At 64.1% G+C, this 20433-nt stretch carries 21 protein-coding genes; 16 read left to right on the top strand and 5 right to left on the bottom strand.

Translation table 11 applies throughout. The features are described 5' to 3' along the window. Both APH33_RS03375 and APH33_RS03370 read left to right on the top strand, forming a co-directional pair. Window positions 1-699, top strand: a complete 699-nt coding sequence (locus tag APH33_RS03375; protein WP_054883788.1) for a hypothetical protein — start codon at window positions 1-3, stop codon at window positions 697-699. Continuing rightward, window positions 699-1319 (top strand): hypothetical protein, encoded by a 621-nt coding sequence (locus APH33_RS03370; protein ID WP_054883787.1) that lies wholly within the window; start codon window positions 699-701, stop codon window positions 1317-1319. Before APH33_RS03375 ends, APH33_RS03370 begins: the two co-directional genes overlap by 1 nt. A gap of 115 nt (window positions 1320-1434) precedes the next feature. Here the strand turns inward: APH33_RS03370 and APH33_RS03365 are convergent, their stop codons facing one another. Then, entirely contained in the window at window positions 1435-2955 is a 1521-nt protein-coding gene (locus APH33_RS03365; protein WP_054883786.1) for an NCS1 family nucleobase:cation symporter-1, read from the bottom strand. 201 nt (window positions 2956-3156) lie between these two features. Between APH33_RS03365 and APH33_RS03360 the strand changes: the two genes are divergently transcribed. From APH33_RS03360 to APH33_RS03345, 4 genes are all read left to right on the top strand, one after another. After that, window positions 3157-4191, top strand: a complete 1035-nt coding sequence (locus APH33_RS03360) for a L,D-transpeptidase (protein WP_054883785.1) — start codon at window positions 3157-3159, stop codon at window positions 4189-4191. Between the two features lie 90 nt (window positions 4192-4281). Beyond that, window positions 4282-4998 carry a murein L,D-transpeptidase catalytic domain family protein gene (locus APH33_RS03355; protein WP_082433419.1) on the top strand — a complete coding sequence of 239 codons (717 nt, stop codon included), beginning with the start codon at window positions 4282-4284 and terminating at the stop codon, window positions 4996-4998. A gap of 116 nt (window positions 4999-5114) precedes the next feature. Beyond that, window positions 5115-6176 (top strand): aromatic ring-hydroxylating dioxygenase subunit alpha, encoded by a 1062-nt coding sequence (locus APH33_RS03350; protein ID WP_054883784.1) that lies wholly within the window; start codon window positions 5115-5117, stop codon window positions 6174-6176. Between the two features lie 57 nt (window positions 6177-6233). Further along, on the top strand, window positions 6234-7184 hold the full coding sequence (locus tag APH33_RS03345) for a PDR/VanB family oxidoreductase (protein WP_054883783.1): 951 nt from the start codon (window positions 6234-6236) through the stop codon (window positions 7182-7184). Window positions 7185-7191: 7 nt separating this feature from the next. On the opposite strand, the gene APH33_RS03340 is transcribed toward APH33_RS03345, so the two are convergent. Further along, window positions 7192-7905 carry a GntR family transcriptional regulator gene (locus tag APH33_RS03340; RefSeq protein ID WP_054883782.1) on the bottom strand — a complete coding sequence of 238 codons (714 nt, stop codon included), beginning with the start codon at window positions 7903-7905 and terminating at the stop codon, window positions 7192-7194. 128 nt (window positions 7906-8033) lie between these two features. On the opposite strand from APH33_RS03340, the gene APH33_RS03335 reads away from it, so the two are divergent. After that, entirely contained in the window at window positions 8034-8972 is a 939-nt protein-coding gene (locus tag APH33_RS03335) for a LysR family transcriptional regulator (protein ID WP_054883781.1), read from the top strand. Here APH33_RS03335 and APH33_RS03330 read toward each other — a convergent pair. Beyond that, entirely contained in the window at window positions 8949-10079 is a 1131-nt protein-coding gene (locus APH33_RS03330) for a porin (RefSeq protein ID WP_054883780.1), read from the bottom strand. The genes APH33_RS03335 and APH33_RS03330 overlap by 24 nt on opposite strands. A 373-nt stretch (window positions 10080-10452) precedes the next feature. On the opposite strand from APH33_RS03330, the gene APH33_RS03325 reads away from it, so the two are divergent. Next, complete coding sequence (locus APH33_RS03325) at window positions 10453-11757, top strand: MFS transporter (protein WP_054883779.1); 1305 nt, start codon at window positions 10453-10455, stop codon at window positions 11755-11757. Between the two features lies 1 nt (window position 11758). Beyond that, a complete protein-coding gene (locus APH33_RS03320; RefSeq protein WP_054883778.1) occupies window positions 11759-12943 on the top strand; it encodes a M20 aminoacylase family protein in 1185 nt (394 codons plus the stop codon). A gap of 9 nt (window positions 12944-12952) precedes the next feature. Here APH33_RS03320 and APH33_RS03315 read toward each other — a convergent pair whose 3' ends face one another. Then, entirely contained in the window at window positions 12953-13864 is a 912-nt protein-coding gene (locus APH33_RS03315) for a LysR family transcriptional regulator (protein ID WP_054883777.1), read from the bottom strand. A 93-nt stretch (window positions 13865-13957) separates the two neighbouring features. Here APH33_RS03315 and APH33_RS03310 point away from each other — a divergent pair, with 93 nt between their 5' ends. Genes APH33_RS03310 through APH33_RS03280 form a run of 7 tightly spaced genes read left to right on the top strand, consistent with a single transcriptional unit; the run spans window position 13958 to window position 19691 of the window. Then, window positions 13958-14905, top strand: a complete 948-nt coding sequence (locus tag APH33_RS03310) for a ketopantoate reductase family protein (RefSeq protein ID WP_054883776.1) — start codon at window positions 13958-13960, stop codon at window positions 14903-14905. Beyond that, window positions 14902-15300 (top strand): VOC family protein, encoded by a 399-nt coding sequence (locus APH33_RS03305; RefSeq protein WP_054883775.1) that lies wholly within the window; start codon window positions 14902-14904, stop codon window positions 15298-15300. The genes APH33_RS03310 and APH33_RS03305 overlap by 4 nt, the downstream gene beginning before the upstream one ends. After that, window positions 15297-15752 (top strand): MaoC family dehydratase, encoded by a 456-nt coding sequence (locus tag APH33_RS03300; protein WP_054883774.1) that lies wholly within the window; start codon window positions 15297-15299, stop codon window positions 15750-15752. The genes APH33_RS03305 and APH33_RS03300 overlap by 4 nt, the downstream gene beginning before the upstream one ends. Continuing rightward, window positions 15749-16981, top strand: coding sequence for a CaiB/BaiF CoA-transferase family protein (locus tag APH33_RS03295; RefSeq protein WP_054883773.1), 1233 nt, complete (start codon window positions 15749-15751; stop codon window positions 16979-16981). The genes APH33_RS03300 and APH33_RS03295 overlap by 4 nt, the downstream gene beginning before the upstream one ends. Continuing rightward, window positions 16978-17796 (top strand): shikimate dehydrogenase, encoded by an 819-nt coding sequence (aroE, locus tag APH33_RS03290; RefSeq protein ID WP_054883772.1) that lies wholly within the window; start codon window positions 16978-16980, stop codon window positions 17794-17796. Before APH33_RS03295 ends, aroE begins: the two co-directional genes overlap by 4 nt. Before the next feature lie 3 nt (window positions 17797-17799). Beyond that, a complete protein-coding gene (aroQ, locus tag APH33_RS03285; protein WP_054883771.1) occupies window positions 17800-18237 on the top strand; it encodes a type II 3-dehydroquinate dehydratase in 438 nt (145 codons plus the stop codon). After that, a complete protein-coding gene (locus tag APH33_RS03280; protein ID WP_082433417.1) occupies window positions 18237-19691 on the top strand; it encodes an MFS transporter in 1455 nt (484 codons plus the stop codon). Before aroQ ends, APH33_RS03280 begins: the two co-directional genes overlap by 1 nt. Window positions 19692-19704: 13 nt before the next feature. Here the strand turns inward: APH33_RS03280 and APH33_RS03275 are convergent. Beyond that, window positions 19705-20433: enoyl-CoA hydratase-related protein (locus tag APH33_RS03275; protein ID WP_156351874.1), on the bottom strand; the 729-nt coding region annotated here is incomplete at its 5' end.

Below are 20433 nucleotides of genomic sequence, written 5' to 3'. Positions count from 1 at the left end.
ATGGGGGCGACCTGTCGTCTTCACCTGCCAGCGGTAGAGCGCGCACTGCGCGAAGTGCAGGGCCGCTTTGGCGAACTCAGCCAGCATTTCACCGAACCGCGTGATCCGTTCACCGACGAGGTGCTGCTGAATGTGCTTGAAGGCTATGCCTTGATTGACGACTATGTCGCACGGGGCGTTGACCTGTTCGACCTGCAGCAGCTGAACCTGATGCTGGAGATCAACGCCACCGTGCTGTGCGGCAGCGACCCAGCGCGCCGCCGCGAGTTCGCGCCGCACCTTGCGGCCACCGAGGCACGCTTTTTCAACAACGTGGAAGGCGGCATCAAGGACCTGTACAACTGGTATTGCTCGTACCGCAGCGAGTCGATCTGGAAGCGCGCCGCCGGCGTTTATGTACGTATCCTCAGCAAGCCGCAATTGTTCATCGAAGGCAACAATCGCACCGGGTCGCTCATCGTCAGCTATCTGCTGATGCGGGCCGGGCTGCCGCCGTTCGTGCTGACGCTGGACAACGCCGAGGGTTACTTCAACCCGTCCTCGGTCATTCGCAACTCCGCCAAGCATGGTGTGAAAGCTTTGTACGAATTGCCCAAGATCAAGAAAAAGTACGCCGCCTTCCTCGAAGCGCAGGCGCCTGAACCCGAAAAGTTCTTCCTGCCCGGCACCGGTGTGCCGGCCCGCCAGGGGAGCCGATGATGGAAAGGTATTCGATGCTGGAGCAAGGCAAGGCCGGTGGCCGACGCGCGTGGCAAGCCATCGGGCGTACATTCAGGCGCCCGCAGATGCGCATATCCTTCGATATCGATGACACGCTCGCCTGCCTGCCACACCACGCCGATGAAGAACACAGCAAGCTGCCGGCGTTCGTCCACCGCTGGTTGGGCGAGCCGCTGCGCCGCGGCACGCGGTCGTTGATCCGCGACCTGCGCCGCCAAGGCTGCAGCATCTGGATCTACACCTCGTCGGGCCGCACACCTGCCTATATCCGCCGCTGGCTGATGCTTTACGGTATTCACGTCGACGGCGTGGTCAACAGTGATCGCCACCAACATGTGCTGGCGCAGCGCCGGCTTGAGAATGCCCCTTCGAAATACCCGCCGGCGTTCGATATCGACTTGCACGTCGACGATTCCGAAGGGGTGGGGATCGAGGGCTTCGATCACGGTTTCCGGGTGGTCGTGGTCGACCCGCAAGACGGCAATTGGGCGCAGAAGGTGATGGATGCGGCGGAGCAGGTGCAGGCCCAGCTGGCCTGGCAGCAACCGCAGCGGTTTGCGGCACCGGTGCGGCGGCGTGAGCAAGCGCTGGCTTCCTGACCGCCTCTTTCGGCATTGGATTTGTAGCGCCTGTGAGATCGAGCGCCGCGCGGGCGGCGCTCGATCTATGCCTCACCTCCAATCTCAAGGCAGGCACTTGCTTTACCGGCACCAATCAGTGGTGCGCGGCGTCCACGGCAATGCTCTCCCCAGACACTTCCTCATACCGGGCACTGCGGTTGGCGATGGCGTAGTGGATCAGCCCACCCAGCCCGGCGCCGAAGAACCAGGAGAACTGCGACAGCGTCTCGAACGCCGGCACCAGCGCCAGCAGGATGGCGATCAGCGCGGCCGGGATGAACGCTGCCACGGCGCGCAGGTTGACCCCACCGCGGTAGTGATAGTCGCCCTCGGGGTTTTCACTGTAGAGCTCCGGCAGGTTCACCCGGCCACGGCGCACCAGGTAGTAGTCAGTGACCATGATGCCGTACAGCGGGCCGAGCAGGGCGCCCAGGCCGCCGAGGAAGTACACGATCACCGACGGGCTGTTGTACAGGTGCCACGGCAGGATCACCACCGCGATGGTGGCGCTGAGCAAGCCCGCGCGGCGGAAGTTCAGCACCTTGGGTGCCAGGTTGGTGAGCACGAAGGCCGGGGCGACGAAGTTGGCCATGATGTTCACCGCCACGGTGACCAGCAGGAAGGCCAGGCAGGCAAGCACCAGGCCGGCGGTGTTGGGTATGGCGGCGACGATTTCGCTGGGACTTTGCACCAGCTTGCCGTCGATGCTGAATTGCGCACCGGCAAGCACCACGGCGATCAGCGCGAACCCCAGCATGTTGACTGGCAGGCCCCAGAAGTTGCCAACGCTGATGGTCCGCCGGTCTGGGCAGTTACGCGTGAAATCGCAGAAGTTGAGAATCATGGTGCCGTACAGCGATACCCATAGCGCGGCAGCACCGAACACCTTCAGCCACATGCCGGCGCCGGTCGGCGCGTTACCACTGGACCAGGCGATCGACAGGCCGCTGCGCCAGTACATCCAGGCCGCCAGGGCACTGAAGGCGATCAGGATGATCGGCCCGGCGAGCGATTCGAACCGGCGCACCATCTCCATGCCATAGGCGAAGATTGCGACCTGCACGCACCAGATGGCCACGAAGGTGACCCAGCCCAGGATCGACAGGCCGAGGATCGAGTTCTGGTCGTAGGGCCTGAGGTCTGGCGCGATGGCGGTGAGCAGCACGCGCAGGACGACCGAGGCGAGGTAGGTCTGGATGCCGAACCAGGCGATGGCGATCACTGCACGGATCAGGGCCGGGATCTGCGCGCCATGGATGCCGAAGCTGATCCGGCACATGACAGGGTAGGGCAGGCCGGTCTTCTGCCCCATGTAACCGGACAGGTTCATCAGGCCGTAGATCACCAGCGCACCGAGCGCGAAGGCGGCGAGGATCTGCGCGCCGCTCATGCCCAAGGCGAACAGGCCGATGGCGAAGGAGTAGTTGGCGATGTTGTGCACGTCATTGGTCCACAGCGCGAACAGGCTGTAGCGCCCCCAGGTGCGATTGGCCGCCCGGGTCGGTGCAAGGTCGTTACTGTACAGCCGCGGGCTCAGCTGCGACGCACTGGAGCCGGCCGATTCGGCGGAGAGATCGGCAAGCTGGCCAACATCGGAACGGGAAATCGACGCCATCGGGACTCCATGATGGTTGTGTACTTTTATTGTTTGTATTTGTATACAAACAAGATTCGTACCAACCCATGAAAGTGCTGGATTACAAGCCCTCTGCGCGTTCTCGCCGTTATTTGCGTTGTGGATTACGCTTTGAAGTGGGAAATTTGTGCACGTTTTCGTGCACTGTTGTTACCGCAGGATGCCATGAGGATCAGTTCGATGTTGCATGTACCGCTCGCGCTGGGGCTGTTGCTTGCCACCACCTGGGTTGAAGCGGCGCCGCTGCAGGTGCCCACCCCGGCTGCACTGAGGAGCCAGATCGACAACCTCAAACCTGGCCAGTTTCTCTGGTACCCGCAGGTCTCGCCGGCGGGGCCGGTGACCGTAGTGGTCAGCCTCACCGAGCAACGTGCCTACGTTTATCGCAATGGCATCGCCATTGGCGTCAGCACCGTGAGCAGCGGCAAGGCCGGGCGGGAAACCCCCACCGGCGTATTCAGCATTCTGCAGAAGAAGGTCGAGTACAACTCCAGCCTCTACAACAACGCACCGATGCCCTACATGGAGCGGCTGACCTGGGACGGTATCGCCTTGCACGCCGGGCATCTGCCAGGCTACCCGGCTTCCCATGGTTGCGTGCGCCTGCCATTGGAGTTTGCCAAGAAGCTGTATGAGGTCACCGGCTTCAGCTCTACCACCGTGATCGTCTCCGATACCCAGAGTGCACCGGTGGAGGTCTACCACCCTGGCGTGCTGGCTCCCACGGTCAGCGCTGGCAAGGCCCAGGGCCCGCTGGTATTGAACAACGAGCAGTTCTGGAACGACCCGGACCCGACGGCCGGGCCGCTGTCGATCCTGATCAGCCGTGCCGACCTGCGCGCCTACGTGTATCGCGGTGGCCAACTGATCGGCTCGGCGCCGGTACTCTCGCTTGAAAGCAGCAAGCACCGCAGTGGCATGGCGGTTTACTCGTTGCTGCAAAAACCCTCCGCCCTGGCACTCGAGGGTGAACTACCCTTACGTTGGTCGGTGGTCGCCCTGAGCAACCCGGAATACGGGAATACGCCCTATGAACAGCTAGGGCAATTGACCATCAACCCGGAGTTCCGCCAACACCTGCGTGCGGCGATGGACGTCGGCACGATGCTGGTGATCACCGATTGGGCGTCGACCCGGGATACCCGTAGCGACGGGAAATTCACCGTGATCAGCACCGACGACGGCAAGGAACACAAGCCATTGGTCAAGAAATGATCGGCAATCCCGAAGAATTCAAGCAAAGTGGTGGCTTTTGGCCGCAAGCCAGCTGACTTTTTGCTGACAGGCCTTTACCCGGGGTAGTCCATGTCGATGTTTGAATCTTTGCGGGGAGCTTTCCGGCTCTCAGTGGCCAGTTTTGGCCTGTTTTTCCTCAGCGCCTGGCAAGCCGCCCACGCGCAGCCCCTGCCCAGCGCCGCCGAGTTGCAGCAGCTGGCACCCAACGCCAGCCTGTCGGCGCTGGGCATGGCCCTTACGGCCTACGCCTGTGCCAGCCACGGCGAGGCAGGCAAGCTGCTGACGGTGATCGATTACTCCAAGGCCTCGCGTGACAAGCGCCTGTGGGTGTTCGACTTGCGCGCGCGCAAGCTGTTGTTCGAGGAGTGGGTTGCCCATGGCAAGAACAGCGGCGCCGATGTGCCGACCACGTTCTCCAACGCCCCGAACAGCTACCAATCGTCCATCGGCCTGTATGAAACCGGCCAGATCTACAGCGGCAAGCATGGCCGCTCACTGCGCCTGCAGGGGCTGGAGCCGGGGTTCAACGACAACAGCATGTCACGGGCGATTGTCATGCATGCCGCCGCCTATGCCGACCCCAAGGTGGTTCCGGGCCTCGGGCGCCTGGGCCGCAGCCAGGGCTGCCCGGCCGTGCGGCCGGCCATTGCCGGCAAGCTGATCGATACGCTGCAACGCGGCAGTTATGTGTTTGCTTATTACCCGCAGCAGCACTGGCTGAAGACATCGCGTTTTCTCAACGCCCAGAGCTGCCCGCTGACGAATCAGTCGATCGCCAGCAAGTAGCCACGCGTTTTAAGTGGCTTGTGGATCCATAAATATTCTCAAGCTACTTTTCTGTTGACTGATTTCCTGTTTTTGGTTGTTAATGGATCCACAAAAACAATCAATCGGAGAATCGGATGTTCCCGAAAAACGCCTGGTACGTTGCCTGCACCCCTGACGAAATCACCGAAAAACCCCTGGGCCGGCAGATCTGCGGAGAAAAGATGGTGTTCTACCGCGGTCAGCAGAACCTGATCCGCGCCGTCGAGGATTTCTGCCCGCACCGTGGGGCACCGTTGTCCCTGGGCTATGTCGAGCATGGCAACCTCGTCTGCGGTTACCATGGCCTGGTCATGGGCGGCGATGGCAAGGCCGTCGAGATGCCAGGCCAGCGAGTTCGGGGCTTCCCCTGCAACAAGGCCTATGCCACGGTCGAGCGTTATGGCTTTGTCTGGGTCTGGCCCGGCGATCAGGCACTGGCCGACCCAGCCAGCCTGTGCCACCTGCCATGGGCAGAGAGTGACGAGTGGGCTTACGGCGGCGGGTTGTTCCACATCAATTGCGACTATCGCCTGATGATCGACAACCTGATGGATCTGACCCACGAAACCTACGTTCATGCCTCCAGCATCGGCCAGAAGGAAATCGACGAAGCACCGCCGGTCACTACGGTCAACGGCGACGAGGTGGTCACCGCCCGCCACATGCAGAACATCATGGCGCCACCGTTCTGGCGCATGGCACTGCGGGGCAATCAGCTGCCCGACGACCAGCCGGTCGACCGCTGGCAGATCTGCCGTTTCACCCCACCCAGCCATGTCCTGATCGAAGTGGGCGTGGCGCTCGCCGGCAAAGGGGGCTACCACGCGGCCGCCCAGGACAAAGCGTCGAGCATCGTGGTCGACTTCATCACACCGGAGACCGAGACCTCGATCTGGTACTTCTGGGGCATGGCGCGCAACTTCAACCCTGAGGATCAGGCCCTGACCGCCAGCATTCGCGAAGGGCAGGGCAAGATCTTCAGCGAAGATCTCGACATGCTTGAACAGCAACAGGCCAACCTGCTGGCGAACCCGCAGCGCAACCTGCTCAAGCTCAATATCGATGCGGGCGGCGTGCAGGCGCGACGCATACTCGAGCGGTGGGTCGCCCAAGAACAGACCGGCGCCGCTGCAGCGCTGATCGCAACCGCGCAGTAACCGTCCCCGTCGATGCCCAGACCGGCCATCCCGGTGGCCGTCCATGCAAGGTGAGCCATGATTGAAGTCGTCGTCACAGCCCGAACCCGTGAAGCCGAAGGTATCTGCAGCTACGAATTGCGCTGCGCCCAAGGCCGGCCGCTACCCGCATTCAGTGCCGGGGCGCACATCGATGTGCACTTGCCCGGCGGCCTGGTGCGCCAGTACTCCTTGTGCAATCACCCGCAGGAGCGTCACCGCTACCTGATCGGCGTGCTTAATGATGCAGCATCGCGCGGCGGCTCCCGCTGCCTGCACGAGCAGGTCGAAGCGGGGCAGCGGCTGCTGATCAGCGAGCCGCGCAATCTCTTTGCCCTGGCGCCCAGTGCCCGCCGCAGTTTGCTGTTTGCCGGCGGCATCGGGATCACCCCGATCCTGTGCATGGCAGAGCAATTGTGGCTGCAAGGCGATCATTTCGAGTTGCACTACTGCGCCCGCTCCAGCGAGCGTGCGGCATTTCTCCAGCGCCTGGCGGCGACACCGTTCGCCGGCCGGGTCCATCTGCATTTCGACGCGCTCCCGCAGACCCGGCTTGACCTGGCCCAGGTACTGGCTGTGCCCGGCGCGGAGGATCACCTGTACGTCTGCGGCCCGGCTGGCTTCATGCAGCAGGTACTGGACGATGCCCGCCGTCAGGGTTGGCAGGACACCCAGCTGCACCGCGAGTACTTCGCCGCCGCGCCAGTCGACAACGCGGGTGACGGGGTGTTTTCGGTCAGGCTCGCCAGCACCGGCCAGGTATTCGAGATTCCTGCGGACAAGACCGTGGTTCAGGTTTTGCAAAGCCACGGCGTGCCGATGGCGGTGTCGTGCGAGCAGGGGGTCTGCGGCACCTGCCTGACCCGGGTGCTGGAAGGCGTGCCGGAGCATCGCGACCTGTACCTGACCGAAGCCGAGCAGGCCGCCAATGACCAGTTCACCCCGTGCTGTTCACGGGCCAGGACGCCCATGCTGGTGCTGGACCTGTAGGGTGCGCCTAGTCGCCCCTGGAAATCACCTGGACGCCACTTGCCGTGCTGGCCGCGCCGAACACTTCGGCATAGCGCAGCGTGGCATTGGCGTGTTCGCGCATGATGTTTTCGGCGCGTGCGCCCTGGCCGTTGCGCAGTGCATCGACCAATGAGTGGTGCTGCATGTGGGCGTAATTGAAGCGCCGGTACTCGCGGGCCATGTCGTCGCGGTCGAAGGCCAGCGCCGACACCGAGGCGAACGGGCGATGGTCATTGCGCGCCAGCGCCTCGGCAATGGCGGGGTTGCCGCTGCCCGCCACGATCACCTGGTGCAAGCGCACGTTGAGGTCGTGATAGGCCGCCAGGTCCTGTTCGGTGATGTAGCCCTTGGCGAACAGGGCGTCGCCCTCATCGAGGCATTGCACCAGGGTGGCCATGGCTTGTGCGTCCAGGCCACGTTCGGCGCACAGGCGGGCTGCCAGCCCTTCAAGAACGCCGCGGACCTCCACGGCGCCGGTGAGGTCATCGACGCTCAACGTACGTACCTGGAAGCCCTTGCCGCCATGGCGCACCAGCAGGCCTTCCTGTTCCAGGGTGCGGAACGCCATGCGCACCGGCATGCGGGAAACGCCGAAACGTTCTGCGGTAGGGACTTCCATCAACCGTTCACCGCCGGCCAGTTCGCCGGAGGCGATCATCTTGCGCAGGGCGACCAGGATGGTCTGGCCGTGTTTGCTCATTGCACGCGACCTCAACGAAGGGGCCGCCATGGTAACGCAAGCGGCACGGACGTTGCACTGCGCAGGTGGTGCTTGCGGTAATCTGTGCGCGGCATGGAAGTGGCCCGCTGACAACAAGGTAGAGACCTTTGAAACTTCACCAACTCAAGGCGCTGGTCGCCATCCACAACGCAGGCAGCATTCTCGAAGCGTCCAAGCTCATGCATATCACCCAGCCTGCACTGAGCCGGTCGATCAAGGAGCTTGAGCGCGAGGTCGGTTTCAGCCTGTTGCAGCGCTCATCCAAAGGCATGGCCCTGACCGAGGAAGGCAAGCGCGTCATCCGCCATGCCAACCTGGTGGTGGAAAGCATTCGCCGCCTGCAGATCGAAGCGGCCAGTATCCAGGACGCCGCGGTGGGCGCAGTGTCCATCGGGGTGACTTCGCTGACGGCGATGCTGGACGGGGTCGACGACAGCATCCTGGCCTTCCGGCGCAAATACCCGCGGGTGAAGATCACCATCACCGACCTGCGCCCCAGTCAGATTCTGCAACGGCTGCGCGATGGCAGCCTGGATTTTGCCATTACTTCGCAGCAGCCGTTGAACCGGCTCAACCTGGACTGGGAAGCGCTTGGCAGCATCAAGGGCCGGGTGATCTGCCATGCGTCGAATCAGCAGAAGTTCGCCAAGTCACTGCGCACCTTGCAATACGCCCCGTGGATCAGCCTGGATGAACTCTCGGACCCGGCATCGCAGTTTCACCAGCTGTTCGATAGCAACGGCCTGCGGGTGCCGCAGAACACCGTTGAATGCACGTCGGTGATGATGGCGCTGAAGCTGTTGAAGAACACCGAATCATTGATGACCATCAGTGAGCTGGCCGTGGACCAGGGGTTTGCCTTTGGCGTTGATGGCGAGTACCTGGCCGTGGCAGTGCAGGAGCTGATTCCGGATTACCCGGTCAACCTGGTCTGCATCGACCGCCACAGCCTGACCGCACCCGCCCAGGAACTGTTTCACAGCTTGCGCGGGCAGGTGCTCAGGCAAACCCGCCCGGCGCCGTCAGAAGTGGTAGTACATGCCTAGGGAGAGGTTGCTGGGGTCGTCGCCCAGCTGGTCCAGCGGGGTGCCAGCGTAGGTGACCGAGGACGCAGGCTGGTTGAAGATCTTGCCAACCCGCCCATACACAGCCCAGCGTGGGTTGATGAAATGATCGTAGCCGAGCATCACCCCTTGGGCATTCTTATCGCGCGCCGTGACCTGGCGCTGCATCACGGCCAGGCGCAGCACGTCCAGTTGGCCAATCGGTGCCATTACGCCGAAGGTGTACAGCGTGGTACTGGGGGTGCCGTGCTGTTCGACAGCCTGGTGTTGCCAGGTCAGGCTGGTGGCCAGCGGGCCGAAATCATAGAACGTCGACAGGCTCTTGTAATGGTTGGCGGTCTGGCGTGAGGTGCCGCCGTCGTCCCAAGGATCGCTGTAATACAGGTTGTAGGAGGCCAGCAGCATCAGCGTACTGGTGCGGTATTGCAGCCTGGCGCCGCCACCGCGCACGGTACGCCCCTGGCTGGCGGCATCATCGAAGCCGAAGGTGACTGCGGTGCCGAGGCTGAAGCCGTTCAGGGTCGGGCTGGTGTAGGCCAGGGTATGTTTCGGCCGCAGGTCCAGGTTATAGGCACCTTTGCCGGCCGCAGGCAGGGCCAGGAAGGTGTAGGGCGAGCCATACGTGGCGAGGAACGGGTCGGCGTAGGTCGGTGTGCCCATGCTGTAGGTCTTGCCGAACTCAAGCTTGCCCAGGGTTCGCGAGCGCAAGGCCAGCGTGGCCAGGCGCAGGCTGCCGATCGTGTCCCAGGTCCCTGCCAAGGCTTTGCCGTTGACGTTGAAGCCCTCTTCGACATCCAGTTCCAGGACAGTATCGGTGCCCACTGCCTTCCTGACATACAGCCCGAGCTTGTTGGTCCATGCGCCGCCACCGGCCAGACGAAAACCCGAATGGTGCTGCGAGTCGTGATAGCTGGTGAAGGCGTCCACGGTGCCGTAGACCTTGAGCTTGTCATCGAAGCCGTTATCCACCCCGTAATAACCGAAGCCTGGCGCAATCCGGCCCAGGCTCGGGAAACCCTCGGCGTGCGCCTGCACGGCAAGGCCGGCACATTGAATCATCAACAGCATCGAGGTAGTGCGAGTGTTCATTCACGACTCCAGGCCAACTCACTGATGGGGTGGCCCGTAGCGTCGGTGAACAGATCGTTTCAGTGCGATTGCTTATTCGGCAACCCTATGCAACTTGGTTAATCAACTGCTGGCGCTGCCCACGTCTGGCGGCGACGCCTGCTGCAGAGCGCCTGCCAACACCCGGCAAGGTGCCGTGCGGTGGGCCGCTCAATGTGCGTTAACGGGGCAGCGGGTACAGGCAGGGCGAATGGTGCGCCACTTCTGGGCATGTTGGCCGTCGACTGCGCCGAGTGATTAACCCTCGGTTAGGTGTATGCCGAAACTGCAAGTGTGTTGCTTGCCCGATTGGCCGATAGTCGTGGCACGCCGCGATTTGCCATCGGAGAAAACAATGACGACACCGCTACCCGCATCGACCGCCGTGCAGCCCGGCGCGCATAGCGCCGCACAAGGGGGGCATGCTTCGCGCAAGACCTTGGTCGCCTGTTCGCTGGGCAATGCGTTGGAAATGTACGACTTCACCATCTACAGCTTCTTCGCCGTGCTGATCGGCAAGCATTTCTTCCCCGCCGAATCGGCGACGGCGTCGTTATTGATGTCGCTGGCCACCTTTGGTGTGGGTTTCCTCATGCGTCCCATCGGGGCAATGGTCATCGGTCGCTATGCCGACCGGCATGGGCGCAAGGCCGCCTTGAGCCTCACCATAGGCCTGATGACCCTGGGCACCGCGTTAATCGCCTTTGCGCCCACCTATTCGCAGATTGGCATTTTCGCCACGCTTTTGCTGGTGCTCGGTCGACTCATTCAAGGCCTGTCGGCAGGCGGGGAGGTCGGGACGGCATCGGTGTTTCTGATGGAGTCGAGTGCGGTCAGCAACCGTTGTCGGAATGTCAGCTGGCAGGCCGCCAGCCAGGGGTATGCCGCCTTGGTGGGCGCCGCCTTCGGCTTTGCGCTGCACCAGTCGCTTGACCCTGTGGCCCTGGAAAGCTGGGGGTGGCGGCTACCCTTCATCGTCGGGCTGCTGATCGGCCCGGTCGGTTGGTACATTCGCACGCGCCTGCCAGAAACCCACGAGGCGACGCCAGTGTCGCATGGCGGACAAGGGCTCGATGCGCAACTGCTCAAACGCATTGCCCTGGGCATCGGCCTGATGGCCAGTTCGACCATCGGCATGTACCTGTTGGTGTTCTACATGCCCACTTACCTCACCACCACCTTGCAGTATCCGCCTGGCAGCGCCATGGCCATCGCCTGCATCAGCAGCGGCTGCATGGCGGTGATCTGCCCGCTGGCGGGCAAGTTTGCCGACCGGTACCAGTTGCGCAAGCGCCTGCTGGCCTGGACAGTGGCCACGCCGGTGGTGCTGATCCTGCCAGTGTTCCACCTGCTTGGGCAGGTGCGCGACATGGGCCTGGCCATGATGTGCGTCGCGGTGTTGATCTTGCCGACCTGCATCGGTGCGGGCGCATTCTTCGCGCTGATCATGGAGGGCTTCCCGAAAGCCCGGCGCTCCTTCGGCACCTCGGTCAGTTACAGCCTCGGCGTGACCCTCTTCGGCGGCTTCGCGCCGCTGGTGGCCACCTGGCTGATCGCCGCGCTACAGACCCCGATGGCGCCGGCCTATTTCCTCCTGGCGGGTGGCGTGGTCAGCCTGGCCTGCCTCCGTTATTTCCCTGAAAACAAAGGATGCGAGTGACATGGGTACGTTCCTGAGCAAACCGCCTCAGTGCGAGGCCGCGGCACTGGATGAGTTCGTCACGCTGCGCCGACAGATCCACGCCGCGCCGGAACTGGGCGGCGACACCCCCGACACCGCCGCGCTGGTGGCCGACTGGCTCCAGGCGTGGGGCTACGAGGTCCATCGCAACGTGGGCGGGCATGGTGTGGTCGGCGTGTTGAAGGTGGGCGACAGTCCACGCAGCATCGGTTTGCGCGCCGACATGGATGCCTTGCCCATGACCGAGAAAAACCCCTTCGCCCATGCCAGCAAGATCCCTGGTCGCATGCATGCCTGTGGCCACGACGGGCATACTGCCATCCTCCTGGCCGCCGCTTCGCAGCTGGCTGCCACGCGCGATTTCAATGGCACGTTGAATGTGATCTTCCAGCCGGATGAAGAAGGCCTGGCCGGGGCCAAGGCCATGCTCGACGATGGCCTGTTCGAGCGTTTTCCGTGTGATTCGGTGTACGCCCTGCACAACATGCCCGGCTTGCCGGTGGGCACCTGCGTGGTTCAGGCCGGGCCAACCATGGCGTCTTCGCAGCGCGTCAGCATTCGCATCACCGGCAAGGGTGGCCACGGTGCGATGCCGGAACTGTCGGTCGACCCGGTGATGGCACTGAACAGCCTGATCAGCGCCATCCAGACCATCAAGTCGCGCAACCTGAGTGTCGAGGAATACGCGGTCATCAGCATTGGCATGATCCAGGCCGGCACCGTCTACAACATCATCCCCGATGAAGCGTGCATGCTGCTGAGCGTGCGCACCGACACGGCCGAAACGCAGCAGAAGATCAACAGTCGCATCGACGCCCTGGTCAAAGGCCATGCTGAAAGCTTCGGCGTGCAGATCGATGTGCAGTTCACTCAACTGGCGCCGGCGCTGTGCAACAGCGACCAGGAAAGCGCGTTGCTGCGTGACAGCCTGAGGCCGTTGTTCGCTGACGGTGCGCTGCTGGACACGATGCCGAAAAAAGTCATGGGCACCGAAGACTTCGCCTACATGCTGCAGGCGCGGCCAGGCTGCTATTTCATGCTGGGCAACGGTACCGGCGAGTTCCATGGCTGCTCGGTGCACAACCCGCACTATGACTTCAACGATGCGCTGGTGAAGATAGGCGCCGATTGCTGGGTGAAATGGGTCCAGGACTACCTGCGTTGAGGTGCAGCATCAGGCTGGCGGCTGTTGAAACAACTCGCGGATCACCCCTCTGATCCAGCGATTGCCAGCGTCCTGGTGATAGCGCGCATGCCAATGTTGCTTGACGGTGAAGCGCTCCACGGCAAACGGGCAGTCATGCAGCCGCAGCCCGTGCATGTCGGCAAGCGTCTGGCCGATGTGTCGCGGCAGCGTGGCGACCAGGTCGGTGGTCCCGACGATCATGCCCAAGCCGAGAAAGCCGGGCAGTTCGAGCATGGTTTTGCGCTCGATCCCGGCCCGCGCCAGGCCGGTTTCGAGCAGCTTCTGCCCGGTCCCGGCACTGATCTGCACGTGCCCCTCGGCGCGGTAGCGCGCCACGCTCATGCCATCGCCCAACCGCGGATGCTGTGCGCTGCTCAGGCAAACCCAGTCCTGTTCGAACAGCACCTGTTGATACATGCCCGCGCCAAGCCCGGGCACCAAACCGATGGCCAGGTCCGCTTCACCGGATTCCAGCGCGCTCTCGGTATTGCCATCGATCCGCGCCGCTTCCAGGCGAATGCCCGGCGCATGGCTGCGCAGATGGTTGAGGATGCTGGGCAGCAAGGTGATATGGCTGGCATCGCTGACACACAGGCGAAAGCGCCGTTGTGCCGTGGCCGGCATGAACTGCGGCGCCCAGTCGCTGAGGCGGCGCAGCGACTCCAGCACTTCCCGGCACGGGCCTATCAGCTGGTCGGCCCGCGGGGTAGGGGCCATGCCGCCCGGCGTGCGCACGAACAACGGGTCGTTCAACTGCTCACGCAGGCGCGCCAGCCAGATGCTCAGGGTCGGTTGGCTCTGGCCAAGCTGCTCGGCGGCGCGGGTCACGCTTCGGCACTGGTAAAGCACCTCGAACAACTGCAGCAGCTTGGGTTCCGGCAAGGGCTCGAGCGGGGTCATTATTGCGAATCTCAATAGTTCTATTGAGGCCATTGTATAGCCCAAATAAGCCTCGCTGCATAAGGTAGTCGCAAACCACAGGAGGTCTGCGACGTGAAAATCTGCATTCTCGGTGCCGGTGCCCTGGGTTGCGCCATTGGCGCGGCCTTGAGCGAGGCGGGGCATGAAACCTGGCTGTTGAACCGTGGCCGTGCGCATGTCGAGGCCATGAACCTGCACGGGCTGCAGGTGCAGGACGAACGTGGCGAGCGCCAAGTGCGGGTCAACGCCGCAATCGATGCCGAGGACGTCGGCGTGGCGGACCTGGTGGTGGTGCTGGTCAAGTCGTTCCACACCGCCGAGGCCATTACCGGTGCCAGCGCGCTGATCGGGCCGCAGACGCTGGTGCTGTCGCTGCAGAACGGCCTGGGCCACGAGGACATCCTGGCGGAGGCGGTAGGGCGCGAGCGGGTGCTGGCGGGCAAGACCTACGTCGGCGGCGTGCTCCTGGCGCCGGGTGCGATCCGTGCCGGTGTGGCGGGCAAGCAGACCTTCATCGGCGAGCTGGACGGCCAGCTCACGCCCCGTGTGCAAGCCATTGCCGCCGCCTTCAACGGCGCCGGGCTGGCCACCACGGTCAGCGACAACATCCTCGGCACCATGTGGGACAAGCTTCTGGTAAACGTCGCCACCGGCGCGCTGAGCGGTATCACCATGCTCAGCTACGGCCAGCTGTACAGCGAACCGCTGCTGGCGAGCACCGCCAAGGCCGCCGTGGCCGAGGCCATCGCCGTGGCCGAGCGCGCCGGCATCCGCCTGAGCCTGACCAGCCCCGAGGCTGCCTGGACGCTGGCTGCCGAAGGCCTGCCGGCGAGTTTCCGCACCTCAATGCTGCAAAGCCTGGAAAAAGGCTCGATCACCGAAATCGACTTCATCAACGGCTCCGTCGTGCGCTGGGGCCAGCGCCATGGCGTGGCCACACCGGTCAACGCAACCCTGGTGGCCTGCATCAAGGGCATCGAACGCGCCATGGCCGATCACCAGAAGAGGGACAACCCATGAGCCAGCCAAAAGCCTACCTCGAACATGTCGCGTTCTGGGTGCGCGACATCCAGTGGCATATCCGTTTCTTCAGCGAAGTGTGCGGCATGACCATGCGCGAAGTGCAGGGCGACGTCGAGCGGCCCGCGCAGTACTGGACCCTGGGTGGCCTGCAGTTCATCCACCAGCCGGACTTCGTCGGCCCGGAAGGGCGCATGGCGCACCTGGGCATCATGTGCGAAGACCTCGAAGCCGCCTTGGCGGCGGCCCAGTGTTTCGGCGTCAGCGAGATGCCCCAAGGGCGTAACTGGTTGCGCCTGCCCGACGGCCTGGCCGTGGAATTCATCCAGGCGTTGCCAGCGGCCTGCGTCGCCCAGGCCTTGGCCATCGACCCCCGCGCGGAGGTTCAGGCATGAGCGTGGTGGAAAAATACTGGGACGACGCCCGCGAAGGCGATGAATGCATCAGCCCGACCTATACCGTGACCCGCGAACGGATCCTGGCCTACGCCGACCTGACCGGTGACCACACCCCGGTGCACGTCGACGAGGCGTACGCCAACGCCAGCCACTTCGGCTGCCTGGTTGCCCACGGCCTGTTCGGGCTGTCGATTGCCGACGGCCTGAAGACCCAGTGCGACTACCGTTTCCTGCCGGGCATGTCGCTGGGCTGGACCTGGGACTTCGTGCTGCCGATCAAGGTCAACGATGTGTTGCACGTGCGCATGCGCGTGGGGGCGATGCGCCCGAGCAAAAGCCGGCAAGGGTGGGGCATCGTGGTGCTGCCCTCGGAGCTGATCAACCAGCACGGCGAAGTCGTGCAGCGCGGCGAGCACCGGCTGATGGTGCCGCGGAGGGCCGAAGCATGAGCCAGGCATTGCCATTGGCGGGTATCCGCGTCATCGACTACAGCCACTTCCTCGCCGGCCCTTATGTCGGGCGCTGCCTGGCAGCCCTGGGCGCAGAGGTGATCAAGGTCGAGCGGCCGGGCAGCGGCGATGCCGGCCGGCAGCATGCATTCACCCTGGACGACCAGCAGAGCGGTTACTTCCTGCAGCTGAACATGGGCAAGCAGGGCGTCAGCGTGAACATGAAGGACCCGCGCGGCAAGGCCTTCATGCAGCGCCTGACCGATTCGGCCGACGTGTTCATCGAAAACTACCGCCCCGGCGCCCTGGACAAGCTGGGCCTGGGCTACGCCGAACTCGCGGCGCGCAACCCGCGCCTGGTGTACTGCTCGATTTCCGCCTACGGCCATACCGGGCCGGACGCCCACCGCGCCGGCTTCGGGCTGATCGCCGAGGCCAAGAGCGGGATCATGCAGATGGTCGGCGTGCCCGGCGAAGCGCCGCCGCTGCTGCGCATTTCGCTGGGCGACATGTACACCGGCATCCATGCCGTGGCGGCAATCAATGCGGCGCTGCTGGGCCGGGTCAGCAGCGGCCGCGGCCAGCACATCGACATGGCCCTGTACGACACGCTGGTGTCGATGCATGAGTACGCGGTGCAGTGCTACACGTTGTCCGATGGCACCGTGTTGCCGGAACAGACGGGCCATGACATGCCCACCTCGACCCTGTACGGCGTGTTCCGCGCTGCCGATGGCGACCTGGTGATCGCCGCCCAGGTCGACGATGCCTGGCAACGCTTTGCCGCCATGCTAGAAGCCAACGGTGGCCCGAGCGGGTTTGGCAGCGACACGCGCTACCACAGCCTCAACGGTCGCAACGCCCACCGCCAGGCGATCCTGGCCGTGGTCCGCGACTGGGTCGGCGCGCGCCAGGTGGCCGATATCCTGCAGCTGCTGGATGGCATCGACATCCCCAGCGCCAAGGTGCAGCGCATCGACGAGGTGCTGGCCGACCCGCAGATCCAGGCCCGCAACATGGTCATCGAACAGCAACACCCGCGCTACGGCACCTTGCGCCTGCCCAACCTGCCGTTTCGCTTTTCCGACTGCGACACCACGATCCACCAGGTGGCTCCGGACCTCGGCCAGCACAACGCCGAAGTCGCCGCGGCACTTGGCTTCAGCCCCGAAGAGATCACCGTCATGCAGGCAGATGGTGTGCTGTTCACCCACGGAGATGCACGATGAGCGACCGCTATGCAGTGATCGGCCGGCCGATCAACCACACCAAGTCCCCATTGATCCATGGCCTGTTCGCCGAGGCCACTGGCCAGGCCCTGGAGTACGGCGCCATCGAGGGCGAGCTTGAGGGCTTCGAGACCCAGGTGCTGCAATTGCGCAGCGAGGGCGGGCTGGGCATGAACATCACCGCGCCGTTCAAGCTGCGCGCCTTCGAGCTGGCCGACCGGCGCAGCGAGCGTGCGCAGCTGGCACGGGCGGCCAATGCGCTGAAGTTCGAGGATGGCAGCATCTACGCCGAGAACTTCGATGGCATTGGCCTGCTGCGGGATATCGAGCAGAACCTCGGTGAGCCGCTGCGCCAGCGCCGGGTGCTTTTGCTCGGTGCCGGCGGCGCAGTGCGCGGCGCCTTGCTGCCGTTCCTGCAGGCCGGGCCGCGTGAGCTGGTGATCGCCAACCGCGACATGGCCAAGGCACTGGCCTTGCGCAACGAACTGGATCACCCCCGGCTGCGCATCAGCCGTTATGAGGAACTGGACGGGCAAGCCTTCGATATCGTCGTCAACGCCACCTCCGCGAGCCTGACCGGTGAGTTGCCGCCGCTGCCTGCTGGCGTGCTGGGCGGCGCGCGCCTGGCCTATGAGCTGGCCTATGGCAAAGGCCTGACACCGTTCCTGCGCATGGCGCAGGCGCAAGGTGTGGCGCGCTTGGCCGATGGCGTCGGCATGCTGGTGGAGCAGGCGGCAGAAGCATTTGCCTGGTGGCGCGGGGTACGGCCTGAAACCCGTGCCGTGATCGACCGCCTGACCATTCCCCTGGAGTGAGCCATGCCCGCCAATGTCCTGATGCTGCATGGCATCAACCACAACATGTTCGGCAAGCGCGACCCGCGCCAGTACGGCACGGCCACCCTGGCCGACATCGACCAGGCCCTGCAGGCGCTGGGCGAGGAACTCGGTGCACACGTAGAGTGCTTCCAGACCAACTACGAAGGCGCAATGTGCGAACGCATCCATCGGGCCTATGAGCAACGGGTGGATGCCGTGCTGATCAATGCCGGGGCCTGGACCCATTACAGCTACGGCATTCGTGACGCACTGGCGATTGTCGAGGCGCCGGTGGTCGAAGTGCATATGTCGAACATCCACGCCAGAGAGCCGTTCCGCCATCATTCGGTATTTGCCGAGGTGGTGCGCGGGCAGATCTGCGGGTTTGGCGTCGAGACCTACCTGCTGGCATTGCGTGCGGCGCTGAACATGATCTGATGGCCGGCGCGCCTGCACAAAACGCGCAGGTCCGGACCCATCAATCACCGGAGGGACTTGTGAACGCGTCTCGGCACACCACTTTCATCGCCTTGCTGGTCGCCATTACCTTTTTTATGGAGAACCTCGACGCCACCGTCATCGCCACGGCGTTGCCGCAGATGGCCCGTGACTTCGCCGAGCACCCGGTCAGCCTGAACATCGGCATCAGCGCCTACCTGCTGGCGGTGGCGGTGTTCATCCCGCTCAGCGGTTGGCTGGCCGACCGCTTTGGCGCGCGGCAGGTGTTCGCCGGGGCCATCGGCCTGTTCACCCTGGCGTCGTGGCTCTGCGGCCTGGCGACCGATCTGGAGACCTTCGTTTTCGCACGGGTGCTGCAAGGCATCGGCGGGGCGCTGATGGTGCCGGTCGGCCGCCTGGTGGTGTTGCGCACCACCGACAAGCAGGACCTGGTGAAGAGGCTCGCGGTGGTCACCTGGCCCGGGCTGGTAGCGCCGGTACTGGGGCCACCCATCGGCGGGCTGATCGTCACCCACCTGTCGTGGCCGTGGATCTTCTACCTGAACATACCGCTTGGCGTGCTGGCCATTGCGGCAGCATGGTGGCTGATTCCCGCTGGCCGCCCTGGCGAAGCACGCCGCTTCGACCTGCGCGGCTTCGGCTTGCTCGCCTCGGCCTGCGCCGCGTGGATGATCGGCCTGGAAATGCTCGGATCGCTGGCCGCTGGCAGCCTGCCTGGCGGGGCGGTACTGGTGGCAGCGGGCGGCTTGCTGAGCTGGTTCGCGGTTCGCCATTGCCAGCGCCACCCGGCGCCGCTGTTGCCATTGGCAGCCATGGGCATCGCTACGTTCAGGGCCAGCATCGTCGGCGGTACGCTGTTCCGCCTGTCGATCAGCGCCTTGCCGTTCCTCATTCCGCTGATGCTGCAGGTCGGCTTCGGCCTGTCACCGGTGGATGCCGGCTGGCTGGTGCTGGCGATCTTCGCTGGCAACCTGGCGATGAAGCCGTTCACCACCGGTTTGCTGCGCCGCTATGGTTTCCGCCGCGTATTGCTGGTCAATGGCATGATCGGTGTCTGCAGCATTCTGGCCTGCCTGGGCTTGCAGCAGGGCATGCCGTGGTACTGGATGGCGCTGGTGCTGTTCATGGGCGGGCTGTCACGTTCGATGCAGTTCACCACCTACAATGCCGTCGGTTTCTCCGAGGTGCCCAAGCCACAGATGGGCGAGGCGTCGACACTGTTCAGCATGTTCTTCCAGCTGGCGATGGCGCTGGGGGTCGCCGTGGTGGCGCTGTTGTTACGGGTAGCGATGATGCTGCGTGGCGGCGAGGGCGGGATGACGGTCAGCGACTTCCATTGGGCGTTGTTCGGCGTGGCGCTGATTGCCTGCCTCGCGCTGGTCGATGCCGTGCGCCTGCCCGGCAATGCTGGCGAGCAGGTATTGCGCACGTAATCGGCGTGCCGGCTCAGGCACCCTTGCGCGATACCATCGCGGTCAAGGCTGCCCTTGCTGCATCGCTGTTGAGCCGCTCGATGAACAGCAGGCCTTCCTTGGCCACCGTTGCAGCCAATGCTTCGCGCTGCCCATCCTTGAGCAGACGCCTGCTGATGCGCAGGGCATCGGCCGGCAGCTGCTGCAGGCGCCGCGCCAGTTTGACGGCGGCGGCCAGGCATTGCGCGCCATCGTCGAACAGTTCGCTCGCCAGGCCCCACTGCACCGCCTGTTCGCCATTCAGCGCCTGGTTGCACAGCAACAGTTGCGCCGCCCGCACGTGCCCCAGCACCTGTGGCAGCAACAGGCTCGCGCCAAACTCTGGGCATACCCCCAGTGCCACGAACGGCGTGCGCAGCTTGGCGTCACGGCTGACCAGCACCTGGTCGCAGTGCAACAGCAGCGTGGTACCGATGCCGATCGCCGGCCCTGCAACCGCCGCGATCAGCGGCTTGTCCAGCGCCAGCACCGCCCACATCATGCGGAACACCGGGCTTTGCAGGTCGGTCGGGGGTTGGTCGAGAAAGTCCGGCAGGTCGTTGCCGGCGGTGAAGCACCCGGTGCTGCCGGTGATCAGGATCACCTCGACCTGCGGGTCGCTGTTGGCGGCCTCGAACAGCTCTGCCAGCCGCGTGTACATGGCGTTGGTCAGGGCGTTGAGTTTATCCGCCCGGTTCAGGCGCACGGTCAGCAGGCCTTCGTC

The sequence above is a fragment of the Pseudomonas sp. NBRC 111130 genome, assembly GCF_001320485.1.
In the GTDB taxonomy this organism is placed as follows: Bacteria; Pseudomonadota; Gammaproteobacteria; order Pseudomonadales; family Pseudomonadaceae; genus Aquipseudomonas; species Aquipseudomonas vlassakiae.
Note: the sequence above shows the minus strand (reverse complement) of the source record. Positions and strands in the feature narration are given on the sequence as shown.

Coding starts and splice junctions, on each gene's coding strand:
- APH33_RS03330 (WP_054883780.1), bottom strand. CDS start 10,079: ATGAACACTCGCACTACCTCGATGCTGTTGATGATTCAATGTGCCGGC.
- APH33_RS03365 (WP_054883786.1), bottom strand. CDS start 2,955: ATGGCGTCGATTTCCCGTTCCGATGTTGGCCAGCTTGCCGATCTCTCC.
- aroQ (WP_054883771.1), top strand. CDS start 17,800: ATGCCCGCCAATGTCCTGATGCTGCATGGCATCAACCACAACATGTTC.
- APH33_RS03375 (WP_054883788.1), top strand. CDS start 1: ATGGGGGCGACCTGTCGTCTTCACCTGCCAGCGGTAGAGCGCGCACTG.
- APH33_RS03360 (WP_054883785.1), top strand. CDS start 3,157: ATGTTGCATGTACCGCTCGCGCTGGGGCTGTTGCTTGCCACCACCTGG.
- APH33_RS03370 (WP_054883787.1), top strand. CDS start 699: ATGGAAAGGTATTCGATGCTGGAGCAAGGCAAGGCCGGTGGCCGACGC.
- APH33_RS03315 (WP_054883777.1), bottom strand. CDS start 13,864: ATGACCCCGCTCGAGCCCTTGCCGGAACCCAAGCTGCTGCAGTTGTTC.
- aroE (WP_054883772.1), top strand. CDS start 16,978: ATGAGCGACCGCTATGCAGTGATCGGCCGGCCGATCAACCACACCAAG.
- APH33_RS03350 (WP_054883784.1), top strand. CDS start 5,115: ATGTTCCCGAAAAACGCCTGGTACGTTGCCTGCACCCCTGACGAAATC.
- APH33_RS03305 (WP_054883775.1), top strand. CDS start 14,902: ATGAGCCAGCCAAAAGCCTACCTCGAACATGTCGCGTTCTGGGTGCGC.
- APH33_RS03320 (WP_054883778.1), top strand. CDS start 11,759: ATGGGTACGTTCCTGAGCAAACCGCCTCAGTGCGAGGCCGCGGCACTG.
- APH33_RS03355 (WP_082433419.1), top strand. CDS start 4,282: ATGTCGATGTTTGAATCTTTGCGGGGAGCTTTCCGGCTCTCAGTGGCC.
- APH33_RS03325 (WP_054883779.1), top strand. CDS start 10,453: ATGACGACACCGCTACCCGCATCGACCGCCGTGCAGCCCGGCGCGCAT.
- APH33_RS03345 (WP_054883783.1), top strand. CDS start 6,234: ATGATTGAAGTCGTCGTCACAGCCCGAACCCGTGAAGCCGAAGGTATC.
- APH33_RS03300 (WP_054883774.1), top strand. CDS start 15,297: ATGAGCGTGGTGGAAAAATACTGGGACGACGCCCGCGAAGGCGATGAA.
- APH33_RS03340 (WP_054883782.1), bottom strand. CDS start 7,905: ATGAGCAAACACGGCCAGACCATCCTGGTCGCCCTGCGCAAGATGATC.
- APH33_RS03280 (WP_082433417.1), top strand. CDS start 18,237: ATGGCCGGCGCGCCTGCACAAAACGCGCAGGTCCGGACCCATCAATCA.
- APH33_RS03295 (WP_054883773.1), top strand. CDS start 15,749: ATGAGCCAGGCATTGCCATTGGCGGGTATCCGCGTCATCGACTACAGC.